General features: G+C 41.0%; 15 protein-coding genes and 2 tRNA genes. 5 read left to right on the plus strand and 12 right to left on the minus strand.

Annotated features, from left to right (window positions below; all coding sequences use genetic code 11):
• Position 1 precedes the first annotated feature (1 nt).
• Together rhuM and DWB79_RS04895 are read left to right on the plus strand one after the other, a co-directional pair.
• Positions 2–1,018, plus strand: coding sequence for a RhuM family protein (gene rhuM / locus DWB79_RS04890; RefSeq protein WP_016522931.1), 1,017 nt, complete (start codon positions 2–4; stop codon positions 1,016–1,018).
• Between the two features lie 24 nt (positions 1,019–1,042).
• Positions 1,043–4,897: an Eco57I restriction-modification methylase domain-containing protein gene (locus DWB79_RS04895; RefSeq protein WP_016522932.1), complete on the plus strand. Its 3,855-nt coding sequence runs from the start codon at positions 1,043–1,045 to the stop codon at positions 4,895–4,897.
• Between the two features lie 456 nt (positions 4,898–5,353).
• Here the strand turns inward: DWB79_RS04895 and DWB79_RS04900 are convergent, their stop codons facing one another.
• Complete coding sequence (locus tag DWB79_RS04900) at positions 5,354–6,004, minus strand: master DNA invertase Mpi family serine-type recombinase (RefSeq protein WP_016522934.1); 651 nt, start codon at positions 6,002–6,004, stop codon at positions 5,354–5,356.
• A gap of 128 nt (positions 6,005–6,132) precedes the next feature.
• On the opposite strand from DWB79_RS04900, the gene DWB79_RS04905 reads away from it, so the two are divergent.
• Entirely contained in the window at positions 6,133–6,393 is a 261-nt protein-coding gene (locus DWB79_RS04905) for a hypothetical protein (protein WP_084762273.1), read from the plus strand.
• A gap of 217 nt (positions 6,394–6,610) precedes the next feature.
• On the opposite strand, the gene DWB79_RS04910 is transcribed toward DWB79_RS04905, so the two are convergent.
• The 11 genes from DWB79_RS04910 to DWB79_RS04960 form a co-directional block, all read right to left on the minus strand.
• Entirely contained in the window at positions 6,611–7,498 is an 888-nt protein-coding gene (locus DWB79_RS04910; protein WP_016522936.1) for a carbon-nitrogen hydrolase family protein, read from the minus strand.
• 74 nt (positions 7,499–7,572) lie between these two features.
• A complete protein-coding gene (locus DWB79_RS04915) occupies positions 7,573–8,436 on the minus strand; it encodes a hypothetical protein (RefSeq protein WP_016522937.1) in 864 nt (287 codons plus the stop codon).
• A 154-nt stretch (positions 8,437–8,590) separates the two neighbouring features.
• Positions 8,591–10,108, minus strand: a complete 1,518-nt coding sequence (gene rpoN, locus DWB79_RS04920) for an RNA polymerase factor sigma-54 (protein ID WP_016522938.1) — start codon at positions 10,106–10,108, stop codon at positions 8,591–8,593.
• A 2-nt stretch (positions 10,109–10,110) separates the two neighbouring features.
• The gene (locus tag DWB79_RS04925) at positions 10,111–11,151 is read right to left on the minus strand and encodes an omptin family outer membrane protease (RefSeq protein WP_016522939.1); all 1,041 of its coding nucleotides are present in this window, start codon (positions 11,149–11,151) and stop codon (positions 10,111–10,113) included.
• A gap of 90 nt (positions 11,152–11,241) precedes the next feature.
• A tRNA-Pro gene (locus tag DWB79_RS04930) sits at positions 11,242–11,313 on the minus strand.
• 64 nt (positions 11,314–11,377) lie between these two features.
• A tRNA-Asp gene (locus tag DWB79_RS04935) sits at positions 11,378–11,451 on the minus strand.
• 79 nt (positions 11,452–11,530) lie between these two features.
• Complete coding sequence (locus DWB79_RS04940; RefSeq protein ID WP_016522940.1) at positions 11,531–12,532, minus strand: permease; 1,002 nt, start codon at positions 12,530–12,532, stop codon at positions 11,531–11,533.
• 11 nt (positions 12,533–12,543) lie between these two features.
• The gene (locus tag DWB79_RS04945; protein ID WP_016522941.1) at positions 12,544–13,734 is read right to left on the minus strand and encodes a THUMP domain-containing class I SAM-dependent RNA methyltransferase; all 1,191 of its coding nucleotides are present in this window, start codon (positions 13,732–13,734) and stop codon (positions 12,544–12,546) included.
• A 180-nt stretch (positions 13,735–13,914) separates the two neighbouring features.
• Positions 13,915–14,832, minus strand: coding sequence for an Rpn family recombination-promoting nuclease/putative transposase (locus tag DWB79_RS04950; RefSeq protein WP_016522942.1), 918 nt, complete (start codon positions 14,830–14,832; stop codon positions 13,915–13,917).
• 291 nt (positions 14,833–15,123) lie between these two features.
• The gene (gene msp / locus DWB79_RS04955; RefSeq protein ID WP_016522943.1) at positions 15,124–16,650 is read right to left on the minus strand and encodes a major outer sheath protein Msp; all 1,527 of its coding nucleotides are present in this window, start codon (positions 16,648–16,650) and stop codon (positions 15,124–15,126) included.
• 299 nt (positions 16,651–16,949) lie between these two features.
• Positions 16,950–18,572, minus strand: a complete 1,623-nt coding sequence (locus DWB79_RS04960; RefSeq protein ID WP_016522944.1) for an ATP-binding protein — start codon at positions 18,570–18,572, stop codon at positions 16,950–16,952.
• 344 nt (positions 18,573–18,916) lie between these two features.
• Here DWB79_RS04960 and DWB79_RS04965 point away from each other — a divergent pair, with 344 nt between their 5' ends.
• Positions 18,917–19,978, plus strand: coding sequence for an extracellular solute-binding protein (locus DWB79_RS04965; protein WP_016522945.1), 1,062 nt, complete (start codon positions 18,917–18,919; stop codon positions 19,976–19,978).
• A gap of 65 nt (positions 19,979–20,043) precedes the next feature.
• On the plus strand, positions 20,044–22,620 hold the full coding sequence (gene clpB, locus DWB79_RS04970) for an ATP-dependent chaperone ClpB (RefSeq protein WP_016522946.1): 2,577 nt from the start codon (positions 20,044–20,046) through the stop codon (positions 22,618–22,620).
• Positions 22,621–22,624: the final 4 nt, after the last annotated feature.

Genomic DNA, 22,624 nt, shown 5'->3' on the forward strand with positions numbered 1-22,624 from the left:
TATGATAAAACAAAAAGATGAAATAATTATTTATAATACTGAAGATGGTAAAACCAATGTAAAATTATACGCGCAAGATGGTATGATATGGATGAATCAGCAACAGATTGCTTTACTTTTTGAGAGTTCTAAACAAAATATCAGTTTACATATTGCAAATATTTTCAATGATAAAGAACTGGATGAAAAATCAGTTGTCAAGAATTACTTGACAACTGCCTCTGACGGCAAAAACTATGAAATTACCTATTATGCGCTGCCTATGATTTTAGCTATTGGTTTTAGAGTTCGCAGTAAACGCGGCACACAATTCAGGATGTGGGCAAATCAAAATTTGACTGAATTTTTACATAAAGGTTTTGTAATGGATGATGATCGCCTTAAAAATCCGGATGGAAGACCTGATTATTTTGACGAACTGCTAGAGCGTATTCGCGATATACGAGCATCGAAAAAACGATTTTATCAAAAAGTTCGTGATTTGTTTGCTCTTTCTTCTGATTACGATAGTTCCGATAAAGCAACTCAAAACTTTTTTGCTGTTACTCAAAATAAGCTCATTTATGCAGTTACACATAAAACTGCTGCAGAACTTATTTTAAGTCGTGCTGATAGTTCAAAGCCTAATATGGCACTAACGAGCTGGAAAGGATCTATAGTGAGAAAACAAGATATCTATATTTCAAAAAACTATCTTACAAAGGATGAGCTTGATATCTTAAATCGAATTGTCATTATTTTCTTAGAAACAGCAGAATTACGCGCAAAGATGCGTAAAGATTTGACAATGCTTTATTGGAAGGAGAATTTCGATAAAATTTTAGTTGATAATGGTTTCTTGTTGTTAAATGACAAAGGTATTCGTTCTCATCAACAAATGGAAAAGAAAGTTGAGGCTATATATCTTGAATTTGATGCAAAGCGCAAGACTTTTTATGCTGCTGAATCAGATAAATCGGATAGTCTTGAATTGGCGGCATTGGAAAATTTAGAAAAACAGCTAAAGGCAAAAAAATAAATAAAATTTTTTAAGGAACACACTATGATAGACTTTCGCACTATTTTTGAACAAGCTTATCCCGGGAAAGACACGATATATGAAGAGATAATCCTTCCTATTTTCAAAACAGCAAAAGATTTGCGGGAAACGACGCCGATTGTCTTAGCAGAATCCGATAAACAGACTATTTTACAAGCTTCAATCATAGCACAGATTTCAGGTACATTTCCTATAACATTTGCCGATGTAACAGTGCAGTCTTCGGTGCACTTAAAACGAAATCGAGTTAGTATTCAAAACTGTATCCGTAAAATTATGGAAGATAATACATCCGCTCTGATCTTTTTCCATTTTGCTGATAATCAAAATGAGTGGCGGGTAAGTTTTGTGCACCGAGCTGAAACCCTTAAAACCAGTACTAGTGCAAAGCGGTATACGTACCTGTGCGGAACAGGACATCCTTGCCGGACTATTGCAGAACGTTTCCAGAAGCTGGCAAAAAAAGCCGACGATAGCGATATAACCGTAGCAGATATGTTAGATGCATTCAGTGTGGAAGCGCTGAGTAAAGAATTTTTTACAGAGCTCTTTAAATGGTATAAATGGGCTTTATCGGTTGTTACATTTCCTTCCGGAGATACAACACGCGACTCAAATGGGAATTTTAACGTTAAACAATCAAAGGCAAATAATGAATTAAACATGATTCGTTTGATTACCCGGCTTATGTTTGTCTGGTTTATTAAGCAAAAAGATTTAATCCCGTCTTGGATTTTTGATGTAAATGAACTGCAAAAAGTTCTTACAGATTTTATACCAGATAGTAGAGAATCCGGTAACTACTACAATGCCATTATCCAGAATCTCTTTTTTGCAACACTGAATAAAAAAATAGAAGATCGCGCTTTTGCTGACGATACAAAAATAGCCTATAATACGCAGTTTGGGGTAAAAATATTTTATCGTGATAACAGTAAAGCGACATTTTTTAAGGAGCCAAGAGAAAAAATTATTGAACGCTTTAAGCCTGTGCCTTTTCTAAATGGAGGTCTGTTTGAATGTCTTGATGAACTAAAAGACGACGCAACTAAGACAAAAAATATAGAGTGTTTTACAGATGGATTTAGTCGTGAGCCGGAATGGATGGCTTTTATTCCCAATCAGTTATTTTGGCAAAATGATAATGACCATGAAGGATTACTGCATCTTTTTCATCGATATAATTTTACTGTTGAAGAAAATACTCAAAACGATGTACAAATTGCGCTCGATCCTGAGTTACTTGGGAAGGTATTCGAAAATCTTTTAGGAACCTATAATCCTGAAACGCGCGACACAGCACGAAAAGCTTCTGGTTCATTCTATACACCTCGTGAAATTGTTGATTTTATGATAGATGAATCGCTCAAGCACTATCTTTTACATACCGTAACAGGAATCACACCTGAGCAAATTGATACATTATTTAATGATGAAATCGAACATTATGACTACGCTAATCAAAATAGTATTGTACAGGCTATTAAAAAGGTTAAGATATTAGATCCTGCATGTGGTTCTGGAGCTTTTCCTATGAGTGCGCTTCATAAAATAGTGCATATTATTAAAAAGTGTAACGGTAGCCATGAGTCTCAACAATCTGTTTATCAACTAAAATTAACTTTAATTGAGCAATGTCTTTATGGTATCGATATTCAACCGATTGCTGTGCAGATTTGTAAACTCAGATTCTTTATCAGCCTTATCTGTGAACAAGAAAAGAATAATAGTGCAGAAGATAATTATGGTATTAGCCATCTTCCAAATCTTGAAACCAAATTTGTTGCTGCAGACACTTTAATCGGATTAAGACAAGAAGATGCACAGTATCTTGATATTGTTAATACTTCGCTTTCTCAACTGAAAAATGAACTGGCATACATTAGAACACAGCATTTTAAAGCATCTACTGCAAAAGAAAAGTATGAATGTAGGGAACAAGATAGAAAAAAACGTCAAGAAATTATAGATATGCTTGCAACACAGTTTTTAAGTATAAATCCGATACTGGTTCAAACACTCGAACGTGATATAAAAATTATCGAAGTGAAGATTAAAGACCTTCCAGTTATTATGGTTGACGCACAAATGGAACAAAGTCTTTTCGATTCAGCACCTACAACATTATTTCAAAAAGATAAAAATGAGGAAGAACGAGAGAATTTGAAAAAGCTATTAAAAGATAAACGAAAACAATTAGCAGATGCAAAAACTAAGAAATCTCTTGATAAATCTACAGATCACGAGTTACGAGAGCGTGCTGTATGGAATCCATATAATCAGAATGCTGTAAGTTCTTTTTTTGACGCTGATTGGATGTTCAATGTTAAAGATGGCTTTGATATTGTGATTGGGAACCCGCCCTATATATCAACAAAAGGTATTTCTACAGATACAAAAAAGAAATATGAATCAGAGTTTGGATTTAGCGATGATACATATAATCTTTTTACATATAAAGGTTTAGAACTAACAAAAGAAAATGGGTCATTGAATTACATTATTCCAAAAACATTTTGGACTACTCAAACAAAACGAAATATGCGTAATTTAATTCTTGATAAAAATATTCAATACGTCTTTGATACCGCCAATCCATTTGAGACTGTTCTTGTTGATACGTGCATTATTCAAATTTCGAATACTCAGTTTGAAAAATCAAATACTATTAAGTTTCTTGACGGATCTGAAAATTTGCACAAGCCAATAATATTTGAACCTGTTCTGCAAGAAGTATATAGAAACACCCAAAATATGGTTATTTTTAAACCTACAGAGAAAAACTTAAAAATCTGGCAATTATATGGAGCCAGAGTAAAGGAACTTTATGATCGATGGTGGAATAAAATTGAGACCAGTAAAAAAATTTCAGAAAATGCAGTTGAATTGAAAAAATATCGCGAAAGCTTAAAACCTGGTGATATAGCGCTTCTTGGATGTCTGACAGAGGGCGGTCAAGGGCTTGCTACTGGAAACAATGGTAAATACATTGCTATACGAAAAAATTCAAAGTGGGCTGCCAATGTTCTAAATAGCAGACCTAAAAAGTTAATAGCAGCGATGGAAGCTGAACCACAATTGGCAAAAGAATTAGGCAATATAAACAATATTAAAGAATATTTAGCATCACTTTCTGAAACTGAAATAGCAGAACAATTTGATTCAATAAAAGAAAAATATGGACGTGATATTTTTGGGCAGGGCTATATCTATAAGCTTATCGATGATGCTGAAATTGCAGATGTTGAAACACTTACAGATGACGAAAAAGAAAATGGAATTGATACAAAAAAGCCGTTCTATGTTCCATACGACAAGGGAGATAAAGATGGAAATCGTTGGTACTTGGAAACACCTTTTGCAATTGCTTGGTCTAAAGAAAATGTCCAATTTTTGAAGACTAATTCAGGCAAAAAAGGTGTCGGAATGCCCGTCGTTAGAAATCCTCAGTTTAATTTTAAGGAGGGATTTTGTTGGACTGACATTAATACAACTTTTTTAAAATGCAGACTGAAAACAAAGAGTATAAATGATGTAAAAAGTATGAGTATGTATGGACTACTTGATAGTGTTCCGGAATATTTTATTATCAGTGTTATTAATTCAACTTTTATGAGCAATTATGTAGATGTTTTTATAAATAATACACAAACATTTCAAATTAATGATGCAAGGCAAATTCCTCTTGTAATTCCAAATAATAAACAGTTATTACAGTTCAAGTATATCTATGAGAAAGCAATTGAAATAAAAAGAGACCAGTTTTTATCCGGACTATCTGTATATGCTTCTGAAAAGATGTTAATTCCTATTCAACAACAACTTGATAAACTAGTTGAAGAATTATATTGCATATAAAGTATTAATGAATGTATTAATCTGCTTTTCAATTTCTTCGAGAGAGTTATTTTCCTCAAAGGATATACCAGATACCACGGACTTTTTTAAGTCTATAGCTTCCTGAAAGATTTTAGATATCATTTTTAAACTTTCTTTAGTCGGTATAATAATAGGAATCTGCTTGATATCGTTTATTTGAATATTCACAGTGCAATTTATAAATTCTCGATAATAATCGAATATAAAGTCGGAATTCAAGATACATACAAGATAATAATTCGGAATATTTTTTAATAAAGTACTTAATGACATTGAGCCGACATCATTGACCGATGCAGATTTCATTTTAACTTTGAGTAATCTTGCTTTAGGATTTAGAACGTTATTCCAACAAAATCCCTCCTTAAAGAAGAACGTATATCCTTGATATCGTGCTTTAATATCAGTCTTCAAAAATTGGAGGATATTTTAGGTCTAATAAATACCTCGTATCCATGTATCATTTTCTTTTTTTTCCGGCAATCTAATTTCAGTATAAGCCAAATAGCGATATAGCGTACCTTTTGCAACACCAATTATTTCGGCAATTATCGGAATACTTACACCGTTATTATATTGTCTTAAAATAAAGTTATGGTTTTGCAAACATTTTTTATTGAGATGAACATTTCTTGATCCTGTTTTTCTTCCTAATATTACTCCTTCTGCTTTTCGCAGTTTTAACGCCTCTTTTGTCCGTTGGCTAATCAAATTCCGTTCTATTTCTGCACTCAAACCAAACGCAAATGCAAGAACTTTACTTTGTATGTCATCCCCAAGGCGATAGTTGTCTTTAATCGTCCATACCCTGCATTCTTTTTTCATACAGATATTGAGGATTTCCATGATCATAAACAAATTACGTCCAAGACGAGAAAGCTCAGCGCAAATGATTAAATCATCTTTTTTGATTATCCTTAAAAGTTCCCCCAGCTTACGCTTATCATAATTTTTTGTTCCGCTAATAGTTTCTTCAATCCATCCGTCTACACTCAACTTTTCCTGTTTACAAAAATTGGTAATTTCAAATTTCTGATTTTCAATCGTCTGCTTATCCGTACTTACTCTGATATACCCGTATGTCATACTGCTTCTCCAATCAAGTAATATAAACGCCAGTATATCAGTTTTCATTTCAATTGCGTCGGGGTGTTGATTTTTTTATCTTTAAGCTTATAGTTTAATAGAGGAATTCCCCACTGATAAGAGGGTATATTATGTCGATACCAGTCTTAAAATATTATGATGCAAAAATCGAGTCAAAAAAAAGGGTAACATTGCGAAACGCTTCCTACGAATACTTCCATGTAGAAGAATATGATGATGGCAGAATATTGCTTGAACCGCGAGAACTTACAAAACCTTTTCAAGTTTCAGTAAATACTCTAAAAATGATGGATACAAGCATGGAAAATTTCAATAAAAGCCTTGTTTCTGAACCTATTGACATTTCTACCTATGGGGACATTGAGTAATGTTTAATTTCAGAATGATAAAAAGGATGCGTATTAGAAGGTAATGCTTTCAAGTACGGACAAGGAAAATCAGGAGAGCACTTAACATTCGTTCCGCCTGCGTTTATGACTCTGCCGACAGCGTAAGCATAAAGCGAAGTTGCTGTGAAACATACGGTGCTGTACAGGCTCTTTAAGCAACTTTCGAGACAAAACAAATATAACGTTGAAGCAGGTGTTAGTTTACTGAACTTCTATAATCTTTACGGATAAACGGCTCTTGTTTCTCTTCTGATAATAAAATCTTATATTTTGCCGGCTGCCGGTATGCGTTACCATGAACTTCTCTACTTCTATACTTTCTTAATTCCTCTATATCAAAAGTTGCTATATATATTCCTTCTTCTTCCCCGGCTTCTATTATTAATGTATCTCGCGAATATGGTTCATCAATATTATAGGCAATACCGTCAAATGCTGTAGAATGACCATTACAATCAGGTTTCCCTTTTGGATAATTAACAGTTGCAATGCCAACCATATTTTCAAATGCTCTTGCTCTTAATTGTGAAATCCTATTAATTTCCATTGGACAGGCATTCGGTACAAGTATTATTTCTGCACCTTTGAGCATGAGTATTCGTGCACTCTCAGGAAATTCCCTATCATAACAAATCATTGAACCTATTTTTACACAACCATGCTCTGCATCTAATACAGATACATAAAAATCATTACCGGGCATTAACGTTTTTTCATTTCCAAAAGAACATGTATGTACTTTTGCATAGGTATATAGTTCTTTGCCAAATCTATCAAACAGACATATACTGTTTCTTGGTAATGGCTCATACTTTTCAAGAAATGTTATACCGATAGCCATTTGTAATTCTTTCGCTAAATCCGAGAATGAACGTATAAACGTATCATTCTTACTAATTGCTTTACTCTGTAATTCATTGACAGATTCAGGTATTTCGTAACCAATACTCCACATTTCAGGAAATAATGCTATATCTGCCCCAATATTTTTTGCCTTGCGACAAGCTGATATACCGATATGCATATTTTCAACAAGAGATGTCCCCGGCATTAATTGTAGTAAAGCTATTTTCATTTTAGACATTTATTTTTCCTTATTGTATTACATCTTTAAGAACCTTCTTATTTCTACCTCGAAAGTTGTATCCATAACTCTCACTACCGCCTGTAAGGTGATCTCACCGGCTTTGCTGCATCGCGGATGGTCCAGTCTTCAAGTGCCTCATCAGAAATGCGGGGCATAAAGCGTTTTTGTTTTACTGTTTTCATAGAAGAGCCTGCACCAACCGATTCGTTCCACCAATCATATAAATACACATTTGTTTTTACGCCTAAAAAATTATAGTCTTTCTCAAGAGAAATAAAGCCGATGGGATCATATTCATAAAATTTCAACTTTGCATCAGCCGTATTCGGGTGTGTTTCATAAGGTAACCAGTTTCGCGGAATATAATTGTTTCCAATTATTTTTTTGTAATCGCTCGGCATTCCATACGGGTAAAGCAGCTTCGTATTGGTATCCACCGCCCACATTAAATTGTTAAGGTAATTTTCAAAATGCCCACCCTTCGCTGCATAAGCCGTAAATTTAAAGAAAATGAAACGTTTGAGCATTTCCGCTTCAGCTGGGTCATCATACAGGGGGAGAGCAAAGGGATGAACCCCTTCTATGCGATAATAGGTTACGTCGTTTAGCTTATTAGTGATGCTGAAAAAAACGGGAGTGCCGGGAACTTCTTCTTCATGGTAGCGATATGTTTTGTCATCCCGTCCCCAACCGTCATCAGGATTGCAAGGTTCCCATTGAAAATCGGAATTAAACAACACTTCAACTGCCGGAGCGGAACCCTTTGAAGGGTTGGTAATTTTTGCCATGTGGATAAAAAATTCGCCCAGCTGTGCTTTTTCATAAATGCAATTAGGGTTATTGGGGTCGGGCATAGCCGTATTTTCCGTCTGCGCAAAAAGAAAAGAACTGAAAAATATAAGATAGCTAAAAAAAACGATGCGATTTAGTTTCATAGATGAACCTCGCTTGAAAGAGATAGGCTGGCGAGCCATTCCTATAAAGTAATCTGAGAAAGGCCTCTGAAAAGTGGTTCCGTAGAGCCTTTCTATTGTATAAGCTTTATTAAAGCGTAAAAAATAGAATACTGTCAAGAATTGTATTGAACCGCTACGCGCGGTTATATGATGAGCCGATGTCGAGTTCTTTCCGGTATTTTGCGACGGTACGGCGGGCAACGGAAATACCGTATTTCTCCTGCAATAAGTCGGAAATTTTTTGATCAGAAAGCTTTACCCCTTTTGCAGCGTTTTCGAGCAGCAGTTCTTTAATACAATCCTTAACCCCTTCCCTCGTCGCAGGAGTACCGGACGAAGCGGAAACATCGGCTTGCGAAGAAGCTGCAGACTGCAAAGGAGTACCGGACTGTGGCTGCACCGCTATGGCATTGGTAAAAAAATATTGTATTTCAAAGGTACCCCATTGGCATTGTACATATTTTCCGGCAACCGTCCTCGATACGGTAGATTCATGGATATCCAGTTCTTTTGCTATCTGCTGTTGAGTAAGCGGCGCCAATCGCCGTTTATCTCCGGTTAAAAAGAATGCTTCTTGCGCCGAAACTATTTTGCGCAGTACATCGATAATTGTTTTCTCCCGCTGGTTCAAACTTCCAATAAAAGCTTTTGCCTTTTGAATCTGTTCTTTTATATAGTTTTTAGCAGTGGTATCTTTCGCATGGCTTATTAAGTCCTGAAATTCAGATGAAACGGTAAGAAGCGGTACTTCAAGATTATTTATTTTTACGGTAAATTCTTGATCGTTCCGTTCGATGAAGGCTGTTGGTATAATATACTCATTGGGTGCTATATCAGCAGCGAGCGTTCTTCCGGGAAAAGGATGTAACGAAGCAATCAATGCAAGGATATCCTCTGCATTTTCTTGTGTCAGTTTATAAGGGATGTCCGCATTCTCATTGACCGCACGAACAAGGGAGTACGGACGGGCTTTTTCTAAATAAGAAAAATGATTTGCTAAGATATCGATAGTATAGGCATACACAGGGTCGATTTTCGTCTTATCATGGAATAATATTTTTGCTTGCACCAAAAGCGATTGCTTAAAATCTTGCGTTGCACACCCGATAGGATCAAGTTGTCGGACGATCGATAATGCGTGCGATATTTTATGCCGCGTCAAAGCGAGATCTTTCTCATTTTCTTTTTTTAAGAGTTCCGTTTTAAAAAGTTCGTTTAGCGGGACGACATGGAAACCGTCATTCGTTAAATTCTCGATAATCCGTTCGGCAAAAGAGGATGTAAGCGGATCGAGCTTGAGAACAAACAGTTGCTCCAAAAGATGACTTTGCAAGCTTTGCCGCTGAGGCGCTGGAATGTTCTCCAAAAAAGTCTGGAACGCATCGCTTGCTTCTGCTGAAAACGCTGACGGGATTCGGTCGTTGTGGTAATATGTCTCTTTCCAGTCAATTTGTTTTGCTTGACCTTTTTGCGGTAGAGATGTTTGTTGTGTTCCGCGGATGGGTTCCAAGGCAGGATTTTCTGCAAGCTCTTCCGCAATTCTTTCACGGAGTTCGATAGCCGGCATTGCCAGTATATCTAATGATTGGATCTGACTTTGACTCATCCGCTGCTCAAGCCGTTGCCCGAGCGTTTGCCCCATCTGCTGCATAGTTACCGCCCTATCCGGAAAGCACACCCGATTGAGCAGGTACAACCACGTAGAGAAGTGCCTGCAGAATTGGGTGGTGTATAGAAAGAGGGTTTAGTTGAGGTGATACCGTTATAAACGATACTGTTGCCTTCTATTGAAATACAATATTGATAAAAAAGATTACAGAATACTGCAAAGAACGGCAGACAGTTCCACTGTAATCGGATATTGCCGTGCATCGCCCAGCCGCCGCCCAGAATATCGACGAATCGCATATTACGTTCATGGTGAATATCTTCTGCAAAAGCCATAATGCCGGCAGTAAGGTGAAAATCCGATAAAAGCGTTAGTTTATGCGGGAGTGTTGCTTCAAAACCGACTCCTATTGCCGGTATCATTATTTGCTGTTGATATGATACTGCTGGGCCGTTATGCGGTACTTTAGGTAATGCTTTAGACCATGGTTCATACGTTCCGTTCGGCCTTATTTTTGCATATTGCAGATAGCCGCCGTAGGAATGCCAGCTGATTGTTGAGTAGTAAAAACTGAGCATTGGTTCTACCGTGAATAGAACACCGGCACTCCGCATTGCAGCAGTTTGCGGCATCGGTAACTGTAAACCGAGTTTTGCTGCCCAGCTTAATCCACCCATAATCGTACAGTTATGTTCGGAAAATTTTGTTATACCTGTCTGCGGAGGTGTTGCTTGTATACCTTCAAAGTCCGAATCAGTCATAGGAGCCGTAGACATCGGCTGCATAAACGAAATATTTCCTTCGATGTGAATGCCTTTAGGGAAATATACGCCGCCGTAAATCGTATAAGAAGCCGAGGGGGTAAGCGGCCATTTCAGATCGCTTAAGATTAGCTCGTAATCGCAGACATATTCGCGGCTTTCGGCAATCATAGTGTTTACCGAAAAAGCGATAAATCCGCTTACCGGGAACTTTTTTATCTTTTCAGCGGTATCAAAAGATTTTACATCCTGCGCGAAAAGATTTTGTGATAAGAGGAAAAAAATGATAAAAAATACTGAAAAAAAGCGACACAACGGCTGCATAGCGAAACTATAGCTTTAATTTGTAATCTACTCAATATCTCAAATGCAATGCTATTGATAGATTTTTTTGCTTTTCAACTTTAGGAGAGATCGGGCAGGGGGGATTTGAACCCCCGACTTCTTGGTCCCGAACCAAGCGCGCTACCCCTGCGCTACTGCCCGTTTGTGTGATTATATCTTAACGATTATAAAAATAAAAGCTCACCACTTGCGCGGTGAGCTTCTTCGGGAGCGACGGGGCTCGAACCCGCGATCTCCGGCGTGACAGGCCAGCGCGATAACCAGCTTCGCTACGCCCCCGTAATGGCGGTAATAATATACTTATTGGAATAAAAAGTCAAGAGGAAAATTGCAAATTTTTTCTCCGAAGCCCCTCCAATCATAAAAACAGTCGAACCAACATTGAAATACCGATAAAATTGATTGCCGTGATAATAAGGGTAAGCTCTATCACAAACCGCTTTTTAAACAAAGACAACAGCATAAAGAGGTTTTTTATATCCATCATCGGGCCGTATACTAAAAAACCGAGAATTGAACCGAAGGAAAATCTGTTTAAAAAGCTGCGGGCGATAAAGGCGTCGGAAGTAGAGCAAGCGGAAAATACAAAAGCAAAAAGCATCATCACAAGAAGCGAACCTGCCGTACTGCTGCTTGTGATGCTGAAAAACTCCTGAGGCACGACCGCGCGTATCAGGGCGGTGATAAAAGCGCCGAAGATTAAAAAAGGACCTGTGGTAAAAAATTCCGAACAGGTGTGCATCAGCAGCGTGTATACTTTTGCTTGCAGCCATTGTGCTTTGCTTTTTGCAGCGGTGCCCTCGAAATTGTCCGATTGAGCTTCGCTGCGGCTGTTTTGTGTCCTTGTTCTGCCTGTTGCAAGGCGAAACGCAGCAGCACCGCCAAGGGAATGCGGCTGCGCGGCCGGCTCCCTATCAAAATCTTCCTTTAAATATTTTTCTTCGGGGTAAAATAGCAGTAAAAGCCCAATTCCGAATGCAATCAGTAAACCGAAGTACAGCCGGTAGAACGCCACAGATGGCTGTTGTGGGAACGCGTACAGGGTCGAGACAATCGAAATAGGGTTGACGATGGGGGACGCAAGCATAAAAGTAACCGCGATTGGCATCGCGACGCCTTTTTTAATCAGGCTGCGCATCAATGGAACTGCCGCACATTCGCAAACGGGGAACAACGCTCCGGCAAAGAGCGCCGTTAAAAAGCCGATCCCGTATTTTTTAGGAAAAAGCTTGATAAGCAGCCGGTCGGGAACAAAAGCATATAGCGCCGAGGATAAAAGCGCTCCCAGCAGCATGAACGGCACCGCTTGCAGCACGATACCGGTAAATACCGTATGTACGGTAGAAAAAAATGCCTGCATATAAGCTCTTGCTATAGCCCGTAATAATACAGGCAGGTGTCGAGATTGCCGCTTTTTAACGGCCGCTTTTTGAGCGTAATGCCTGCATGCAGGAATATGTCTGCAAAAGCCGGTTTGTCGGTAATAAAACCTAAACGCCAGTTGTCAAACTCGTGCGGAATGGACGTCATTTTTTCGTAGAGCGCAGTTGCTTCCTGTTCATCCCCGAGGCGGTCTCCGTAAGGCGGATTGGAAAGGAGCACTCCTTCGGGATACGGCGCAGCCAACTCACTAAAATCAGCTTGGATAAATTCGGGGCGCGGGATACGGTTATCTTTTCCAATCCGCTGCAACGCTTTACCTGCAAGCATACAGGCGCGCTCCGCATTGGTTTGAGCAAGCCGTACCGCCTCAGGATCGTTGTCGGAACCGCTCACCCGTACCAAGCAATCCGTGCGGATATTGAGCGCACCGCGCCGGCGTTCTTCTTCAATAAGCTGCCGGTCTTTTTTAGATGAATAACAGGAAAAGGTTTCAAAGGCAAAGCTGCGGCCGATTCCGGGGGGGATATTATAGGCATACAATGCCGCTTCAATCGGGATGGTACCCGACCCGCAAAAAGCATCGTGCAGCGGCAGCTTCCGTTTCCATTGCATACATTGCAACAGAACAGCCGCCAGCGTTTCCCTCATCGGCGCAGTGCCTCCGCTTAATCGGTATCCCCGCCGGTGCAGCGGTTCTCCCGAAAGGTCAAGCAGCAGATACACGCGGTTATGTTCTATATATATGCGTATGCTGTACTCCCTTCCCGTTTCCGGTAATACATCCATCTTCCATGCGGAACAGAGCGCGGTGCATACCGCCTTATGAACAGCCCGCTGCACTGCATGTTCGGAAGCGAGTTTACTCTTAAAGGTTCTCACCTTGTCTACCGTTATCTTGGAATCTTTGGGAAAAAAACGCTGCCAATCTACTGCGGCAACGGTGTCATACAGGGTATCGAAGTTATCAGCGGCAAATTCTTTAAGGACGAGATAGAGCCTGTCCGCAGTGCGGAGGTAAAAGTTCGCACGCATAATGCTTACGACTTCCGGCTCCTTCAGTGTAGGGGTAAAAAAAACACGTCCCGGCAATCGGTTAACCGGTTTAAAGTCTAACAGTTTTAATTCATTTGAAAGGATCGGCTCGGCGCCGACTGCGCAAAGCGCTAAAAATTCGAGCATGAAAGGACTATACTCATTTTTTTCAGTTTATACAATTGACTAAGGGTAAAATCCCTGAGGTGCTTTTGTAGGGAAGAATGCAGAAAGCAAAGAGCCGGTAGGTGAATGCTTATCGGCTCTTTTTTGTGTCTACAGGGGCGCGGGTAGTTTAGTTTTTTTGGGGAATTCATAACTTCTGAATTAGCTCAAGGCTTCTACTTCCTGTACGGTTAAGCCAGTTCCTTCTGCTATTTTGGCAATATCAATGCCGAGTCTTTTAAATGCTACAGCAGTTTCACGAGCTTTTTGGTAAGAACCTTGTTCAATACCCTGCTCGATACCCTGCTCGATACCTTGTTCAATACCCTGTTCAACACCTTGGGCAAAAGCTATTTCTCGTTCTTCGGCTCGTTGCACTGCTATATCTGTTTCATAATCATATTCAGCAAGTAACATATTCAACACCTCCTTGGTCTTACGTTTGAGATACTCTTTCAAAATATTATTTGCTATGCATTCCTCGATCGCTTTTTCAAAACCGTTTAGCGGATCTAGCTCTTTCCATTTTCTGACTGTTTCCACAAATATGCTGTATTCTTTCATAGTTTGACAGTTTGCCAACACCGGATGTTTATCTTGCTGATTAATGTTTATTACCTGAACGGTCAATTCAAGATTTACTTCTCCTGCCTTTTCTATAAAAGCATCTGATAGTTTTAATGTTGTATCACATAAATACGGTTCTGCCCCATTGTAAAAGACGTAGAATTCCGGCGTTGGAATGTTTAAAAGCTTCCGGCTGTATTTTTCTTTTGATTCAAAAAGCGTTTCATACAGGCGACTGACATACTCAAGACAGCGGAGAGGCATATTGGGATTTATGGTTGATTGATGCTCTGCGAGCACGATAATCTTATTATCAACGAGATAGGATACATCATTATAGAATGCCATATAAAGAACTTGATCGAGTCTGACTATTTTTAGTTGTGCTGTATCTTTAAGTATTGTTCCGTGTAAGGCATTATACAGCGATAAAAAGTTTTCTTTTGCCTTTTCGTCTTCACTGAAAAGATCTACAAAGACGGAATCTTTGTATTTTCTGTTTACCGTACTCATAGCTGCTTCCCTCTTACGGGTTCTATTATAGCATGGATGTGAGCATTTTGAAAGCTTCCGGTAGGCGCTTTTATATGATCGACACAGTGATTCGTGCTCCATAAGATGGAGTTTGAGCTAAAAAAGGAAACTCAACATAGTCCGATACAGAGAGCTATGGGGTGTTACGTCTTCCGTGTATGAATAATAATTGTAGAATTATGAATTAACACTACCTATTACAGACAAAAAAAGCCTGCTCCGCGTAGTGCGGAACAGGCTTTTAAGTTTAGCTATAAGGCTAAATACGGCTTAGTAGCTAACTTTAAGTGAAAGAACAAAACGACCTCTGTGTTCGCTGTCGATAACAGAAGCTTTGATAATACCATTATGAGTATCAGTATTAATTTTGCCATGACTCCATTTTGCCGTTACTTCAACCTTTTCAACAGGGCTGTAAGTTACACCAAGGTTATAAGCAAGACCAACAGCTTGAGTACCATGGTCGGTTTCAAGCCAAAGATTTGCGAACGGCTTTATCCACATAGAATCGTTGATATTAACCGTATATGCACCCCAAACCTTTGCAAAGAACGGGAATTTATGAGCCTTATCAAGCAGTTTATACATACCGACATAGACACCTGCATCCAAGCCTTCTACTAAGTTGGTTGCATCTTCTTTATCGCCCTTTGTTGCAAACTGTGCAAACACTGCCATATCTGTACGGTTATCAGCAGGGAGACCGCTTAAACTCTTTCCAATAGGTGTACCAGCTGAACCAACATACACACCGGCGCCTACCCATTTGTATTCAGCAGTAAAGACAGTATCCCAATCAAATGCTTTTTTATCAAACACATACTTACCATCAAAGCCAGCCTTTAACTTTAATCCATCCACCGGTTCTGAGGTTACTTCAAAACCGAGATTAAGAAGACCATCATCAACCTTTTTGTACTGTTTGCCAAATGTAGAGTTAACGGTAAGGGCAAATGCAAGCATTTTATCAAGCGGCTTCATAGAAAAATCAAAGCCGATTCCGTAATGATATACCGTGACATCTCCCTTCTTTGTAGCGGTAAAATAATAGTCACCTGCTGGCGGGAACCACAAAGGATCTCCATTCCATGTGCCCTTACCACCACCTTGTAGCCATGCCCAAAATCCTGTTGAAGGATCGTATATGTATATATACTCACCTTCTTCCAATCTAGTGCTTCCATCAAAATGTTTCATATGCTGGATTGCGGACGGATCATCAGGAGCCCAGTTGCTGCTGGAACCAAGTTTTAAACCGACATCCAAGTCCATAAAGTCCTTGTTTGCATAGCCGATCTTTGTACCATAGCCACCAAATGAGGGTTTAAATCTATAGTCTTCTGGCATATACAGGTCAGTATCAGCAGGTTCCCATATTTCAGCATAGTTTGACGCAAAGCTCGGTTTATTAAAAACAGTTACATAAGCGCCGTAGATAACCAATTTAGCTGCAAGACTATCTACTTTCCCGTCCATAGTAAAATGTCCGCCGCTGTCTTTTTCGCTGACAAGATTCAGAGCCACATTCTTTAAGGTGATTTCGCCGTATACGGGTACATCGTTCTTGGTAGAAGTTTTATTAGCCTTCGCGAGAAGCGGGAAGTTTACACCCCAAGACGCTTCGTTTTTAAATCCGTTCTTAAAATCCGGGTTAGTCTTTGAGCCAAGGTCAAATCCCCAGCTTAATGTTGCGTCGGCTTCAATATCGACGCTTGGCTCTACAGTTGTAGCACCTTCTGCCCACACAAAAGTAGCAGCAAAAAGAATAGTCAAGCTTACGAGTAGATATTTTTTCATAATGAAAAATACCTCCTTTAATACTTTTTTGGCCAAAGCGTAACACGCTTTTTAGCGACCAACTTTAATTAGATATATGCTATAAGATTTTTTTTCATTTGTCAATCATTAATTTTGTAACTTTTTTGCTTTTTTTTTGTTACAGAAAACCTCTCTTCCATATAATGGCTGTAGGGATAAAGGAGTACATGGGGCTGTATTGTTATGGATAATATAGCAGTCTGAAATGCTGAGGTGTTTATAATTAATGATTCCGTCGCCGCATATTGCCCAGTATCATACTCCAGCTGCCGTATCTATCAATCGAACTGAAAGCGCTCTGTTTTCCACTCCTTAATAGTACGTGCTTGTTCATTGAAGTCTGCACCAATCAGCACAATCTTCTTTCTGTCTGTCTTGTACTGTGCGGCATAGTTTTTCTCTTTTATCTGTGCGAGCGCATCTTCTGCGCTACCATTGCTGCTGAGCTTAAATTCAAAAATATAGATGCTATCCGCGGTAGTAATTACGCAATCACTACGACCGGTTGAGCAGTGGACTTCCGTCTGTACGAACTGTCCCATCAGCGTAAACACGAGATACACAGCAGTCTGATAATTCTGCTCCCGCAGTTTCAGGTTTTCTTCAGTGAAGTTGTCATAAGAAATACCGGCTATGATCGACTGAAGCCGTTCCATAAAGCCGTTTACATCGCCCTTGCGGATATCTTCCGCAAACCGCCATATCGACTTTCCTGTTTCATCAGGTTGAACCGATGAATATGCAGGCAGCAAGTTCTTTAAAAAGCCATACCGCACCTCATCATTCGGAAAGCCGAGCCGGTACAACCGTGCCTCTTTTATGTATTCTTTAATCGTTAGATATCCTGATTGAAAGAGAATCGGAAACGGCTCCTTTGCAAAGGCTCGATATGTTTGTAAACCTTCTTCATCAAGTTCAACCTTTCCGTCCAAATCAGGGATAAAGTAGTGCGCGTCTTTGAGGTAATTAATCAAAAAAGTTGGTGTTCCTGTACTAAACCAATAGCTTTGGAAAAGTTGCCCGTCAAATACCCGTAACAGGCTAAACGGGTTATATATGTTTTCCGCTGCCTGAGCAAAACAGTAGCCGTCATAATTTTGCTTTAGCTGTTTGAGAGTTTCATCATAGGTAAGCTCATTCGCCTGTGCAAGCGCTTTAATTTCAGGAGCAAAGGTACTTTCCAATTCATTTTGGCTGATGCCGCAGATACCGGCATACTTCGGCAACAAACTGATATCGTTTAAGTTATTCAGATCGCTAAAAATGCTGATTTTACTGAACTTTGTAACACCTGTTAAAAAAGTAAAACGGATATATTGGTCGCAGGTTTTGATCACTGAGTAAAACGCTTTGAGTGCATTGCGGTATCGTTCATTCAGTTCTTCGTTTACGCCTATTGTTTGCAGAAGCGGTTTGTCGTATTCGTCTACGAGGATAACAACCGGCTTACCGGTTTTTCGGTAGATACGTTGAATGAGGTCTTTTAACCGGCCATCCGGCGCTTCCTCTCTCTGTTCCAGCATAAAAGCTTCTTCCCAATCGCGGAGATGCGCATTCAAGATAGCTGCTAAGGCCTGCTCATCCGAATAATTTTTTGTATTAAAATCTAAATATAGTACAGGATATTCTTGCCACGCATCTCTGCTTTCTTGAACAGCTGCTTCTTCCTCGGCTTGTTCAAGATAAAGTCCTTTGAACAACTCTTTTTGACCTAAAAAATATGCCGCTAATGTAGAAAGAAATAGGCTTTTTCCAAACCGCCGCGGGCGGCTTAAGAAATATGGACTGGATGATTGAACAAGATTCCATGCAAATGCCGTCTTATCAACATAGAGATATCCGTCACGGCGGAGTTTTTCAAAACTCTGTATTCCCACCGGTAATTTCCGTGTAATGTTCATATCGATATTATAACACGAACATCCAGATTCGGCAAATTCGTTATTTGCTTAGAGCAAACAGGTATATTCGTGAAGGTATTCAAAAAACTACCTGATGTGTTTTGCTATGTTTCCCTGCATTTTCCCTTGCCACCGAGCTTGTCATCTATGGGTTATTTCTTGTATATTCTATAGGGAACCTCTAAAAACCTCAGTTTTTTAGAGGTTTTCCTTAGATTCAGTTGCGATGTTTAAAATTAAGTCATTATTGTATAAAGACTTAATTTTAAACTCGTCGGGCATCTCTAAAAATCTAACCAAGTTTTTAGAGATGCCCTATATACAATATCATCGTGAGGTAGACTATGGATCATCGTTTTAAAAGGACAGGTTCTATTTTTTTATGCATCGTAGTAATACTCTCTTGTCTTATTGTTTTTACCACTTGCCGCGACACACGAGAAGCAGTTCTCTATCTGTATAATTGGACATACTACACGCCCGATTCCGTTATCCACGCTTTTGAAAAAAAATACAAGGTCAAAGTTGTCTACGATGATTTTGCGTCCAATGAAGATATGTTTGCCAAACTCATGGCTGGTTCAAAAGGCTACGACCTTGTTATCCCGTCGGCAGACTATGTTTCCATTATGATAAAACTCAATATGCTTGAGCCTATTGATGTTTCAAAAATTCCGAACATCCGCTATCTACGTCTGGATGTACTCCATCGAATAGAGTATGACCCCAAAATGGAATTTTCAGTACCGTATTATATGGGTGCGGCTGGCATTGCGGTAAACACCAAGGAAGTGCCCGATTATGAGCGCGGCTGGAATATCTTTGAACGGGCAGATTTAAAAAATAGAATGACGATGATGGATGATATGAGGGAAGTACTCGGCGCTGCATTAGGTTCTTTGGGGTATGAGCCGAACAGCACCAATCCCGATGAGCTGGAACAAGCATATCGTCTAATCCAAAACAATTGGAAACCGAATCTCATAAAGTTTGATGCGGACGGCTTTGCAAAATCTTTTGCGTCGGGGGATTTTTTAGCGGTGCAAGGATATGCAGAGGCAATTTTTGCAGAGTTGCAGGAAGATCAAACGCAGTATGTTGACTTCTTTATTCCGCAAGGCGTTCATTCAGGCTTGTATATCGACAGCTTCTGTATTCCCAAAGGAGCCCCTCATCCGGAACTTGCACATGCCTTTATCAACTTTGTGCTTGAACCTACCGTTTATGCCGAGTTCTTAGATACGTTCGGATTTCCGCCTTCCATCCACACGGAAGCTGGGTACTACCAAAAGAAACGACCGCACTACGCGCTCGACGATCTTAATGACTGTATTCTCAAAAAAGACCTTGGCGCAAACCTAGAGCTGTATAACAACTATTGGCAGCGGATTCGTTTTACACCGTAGCATAAGCCACCGTTTGCTAAAAAAATTTTATTGCCGTTTTTCCATTTTGTGCGTACATTTATTGTATGAATATAGACAAATACACAGTGAAAGCACGTGAGGCATTGCAGGATGCAGCCTCGCTTGCCGAACAGGACAATCACAGTCAGATTGAGCCGGTTCATCTCTTATACAAACTCTTGGATCAAGAGGAGGGGATTGTACCGCCGCTCATTGAGAAGATCGGTGCATCAACTGATCAGATTCTTGATGCGCTCGATGTTATTTTGGATAAAAAACCGCGGGTAACGGGCGACTCTGCACAGGTCTATATGTCGCCGGTTTTAACAAAACTCTGCGCTCAGGCGGAAAAGATCGCCGCTTCGCTCAAGGATGAGTATGTTTCTACGGAGCACATTCTTCTTGCGCTTACTAAAAGCGATGATGAGGTTGGCGAACTGCTCCGCTCGCACGGTATTACCTACGATGCGGCGTTGAGAGCCTTAAAAGATGTGCGGGGAAATCAGCGGGTTACCAGCGAGGATCCCGAAGCGACGTTCAACAGTCTGGAAAAATACTGCCGCGATTTGACCGAACTTGCACGAGAAGAAAAAATCGATCCCGTTATCGGACGCGATGAAGAAATCCGGCGGGTAATGCAGGTACTTTCGCGCCGCACTAAAAACAACCCCGTATTGATCGGTGAGCCGGGTGTCGGTAAAACCGCTATTGTCGAAGGACTTGCCCGCCGGATTGTGTCTGGCGACGTGCCGGATAGCCTGCGCGGAAAAAAGCTCTTATCGCTTGACCTCGGCGCCTTGGTTGCCGGTGCTAAGTTCCGCGGCGAATTTGAGGAACGCCTCAAAGCGGTTATTTCCGAGGTGCAGAAAGCCGAGGGCTGCATCATCCTCTTTATCGATGAGCTGCATACCCTTGTCGGCGCCGGTGCAAGCGAAGGGGCGATGGACGCTTCCAACCTCTTAAAGCCTGCCTTGGCGCGCGGTGAGCTGCGGGCTATCGGTGCGACCACCTTGGATGAGTACCGTAAGTATATCGAAAAGGACAGCGCCCTTGAGCGCCGCTTCCAGCAAGTATACTGTCCCGAACCGAATGTAGAGGACACCATTGCCATTCTGCGCGGCTTGCAGGAAAAGTACGAGGTACACCACGGTGTGCGTATTAAGGATGAGGCGCTCATCGCAGCAGCGGTGCTTTCCAACCGCTATATCACCAACCGCTTTTTGCCTGATAAGGCAATCGACCTTGTGGACGAGGCAGCCAGTAGGCTTAAAATGGAAATTGAAAGCCAACCGGTTGAACTTGATCAGGTGGAGCGCAAAATCCTCCAGATGAACATCGAGAAAGTGTCGCTTTCAAAAGAAACGGACGCTGCTTCAAAAGAGCGGTTGGAGAAGTTGGAGCAGGAGCTGTCCGACTTAACTGAAAAGCGGAATGTGATGCAGGCTCAGTGGCAAAACGAAAAGACCCGCATCAACGAGTCGCGGAAATATAAGGAAGAGCTTGAGCAGCTGCGCCGCGAAGAAACGCAGTTTACGCGCGACGGTAATTTGAATAAGGCAGCCGAGCTGAAATACGGACGCATACCGGAACTGGAAAAAAAGATTGCCGCGGTTACTGCGGAGCTTGCAAAAAAAGCGGGCAGCAGCGGACAGCTTCTCCGCGAAGAGGTGTCCGAAGAGGATATCGCTAAGATCGTTTCGATGTGGACGGGTATTCCCGTTGCAAAGATGCTGGCGAGCGAACAGCAGAAGTACCTCGATCTGGAATCGGTATTGCAGAAACGGGTTGTCGGACAAGATCAGGCAGTACAGGCGGTTGCGGATGCCATTAGACGGAACCGGGCAGGACTTTCCGACCCCAACCGCCCGCTCGGCAGCTTCCTCTGTATCGGGCCTACCGGTGTGGGTAAAACCGAACTGGCGCGCACCCTTGCGGACTTCCTCTTTAACGATGACCGGGCGCTTACCCGTATCGACATGAGCGAATACATGGAAAAGCATTCGGTGAGTCGCTTAATCGGAGCGCCGCCCGGCTACGTGGGCTATGACGAAGGCGGACAGTTGACCGAAGCAGTGCGCCGCCGTCCGTACAGCGTGGTGCTCTTTGACGAAATTGAAAAAGCGCATCCCGATGTGTTCAATGTTTTCTTGCAGATACTGGATGACGGGCGGCTGACGGACGGACAAGGCAGGGTAATCGACTTCCGCAACACGATTATCATCATGACGAGCAATCTCGGCTCGGAGCTGATTTTAGCGGCGGACACTCCGGAAGAAATGACTGCGCAGATTAAAGATCTGCTCAAACAGCATTTCCGCCCTGAGTTTTTGAACCGCATAGATGAGCTTTTAACCTTTAGACGGCTCGGCAAAGAGCATATCCGCAAGATTGTCGATATTCAGCTGCAGGCTGTTTCCGCACGGCTTGAAGCACGCCGCCTGCATTTGACTGTAACGGATGCTGCAAAGGACTTCCTCGCCGATATCGGCTACGATCCCTTGTACGGCGCGCGTCCCTTAAAGCGGGCTATCCAAACCGAACTTGAAAACAAGCTCGCCAAAGAGCTGCTTTCTGGCGCATTCGTCGGCAAGACCGACATTACGGTGGATGCCGGAAAGGGCGGCTTGACGTTCAAGGCGTAAATAG

Source organism: Treponema medium (assembly GCF_017161265.1).
Taxonomy (GTDB): Bacteria; Spirochaetota; Spirochaetia; order Treponematales; family Treponemataceae; genus Treponema; species Treponema medium.

Coding starts and splice junctions, on each gene's coding strand:
- msp (WP_016522943.1), bottom strand. CDS start 16,650: ATGAAAAAATATCTACTCGTAAGCTTGACTATTCTTTTTGCTGCTACT.
- DWB79_RS04945 (WP_016522941.1), bottom strand. CDS start 13,734: ATGCTCGAATTTTTAGCGCTTTGCGCAGTCGGCGCCGAGCCGATCCTT.
- DWB79_RS04900 (WP_016522934.1), bottom strand. CDS start 6,004: ATGACATACGGGTATATCAGAGTAAGTACGGATAAGCAGACGATTGAA.
- DWB79_RS04940 (WP_016522940.1), bottom strand. CDS start 12,532: ATGCAGGCATTTTTTTCTACCGTACATACGGTATTTACCGGTATCGTG.
- DWB79_RS04960 (WP_016522944.1), bottom strand. CDS start 18,572: ATGAACATTACACGGAAATTACCGGTGGGAATACAGAGTTTTGAAAAA.
- DWB79_RS04950 (WP_016522942.1), bottom strand. CDS start 14,832: ATGAGTACGGTAAACAGAAAATACAAAGATTCCGTCTTTGTAGATCTT.
- DWB79_RS04915 (WP_016522937.1), bottom strand. CDS start 8,436: ATGAAACTAAATCGCATCGTTTTTTTTAGCTATCTTATATTTTTCAGT.
- rpoN (WP_016522938.1), bottom strand. CDS start 10,108: ATGCAGCAGATGGGGCAAACGCTCGGGCAACGGCTTGAGCAGCGGATG.
- DWB79_RS04895 (WP_016522932.1), top strand. CDS start 1,043: ATGATAGACTTTCGCACTATTTTTGAACAAGCTTATCCCGGGAAAGAC.
- rhuM (WP_016522931.1), top strand. CDS start 2: ATGATAAAACAAAAAGATGAAATAATTATTTATAATACTGAAGATGGT.
- DWB79_RS04910 (WP_016522936.1), bottom strand. CDS start 7,498: ATGTCTAAAATGAAAATAGCTTTACTACAATTAATGCCGGGGACATCT.
- clpB (WP_016522946.1), top strand. CDS start 20,044: ATGAATATAGACAAATACACAGTGAAAGCACGTGAGGCATTGCAGGAT.
- DWB79_RS04965 (WP_016522945.1), top strand. CDS start 18,917: ATGGATCATCGTTTTAAAAGGACAGGTTCTATTTTTTTATGCATCGTA.
- DWB79_RS04925 (WP_016522939.1), bottom strand. CDS start 11,151: ATGCAGCCGTTGTGTCGCTTTTTTTCAGTATTTTTTATCATTTTTTTC.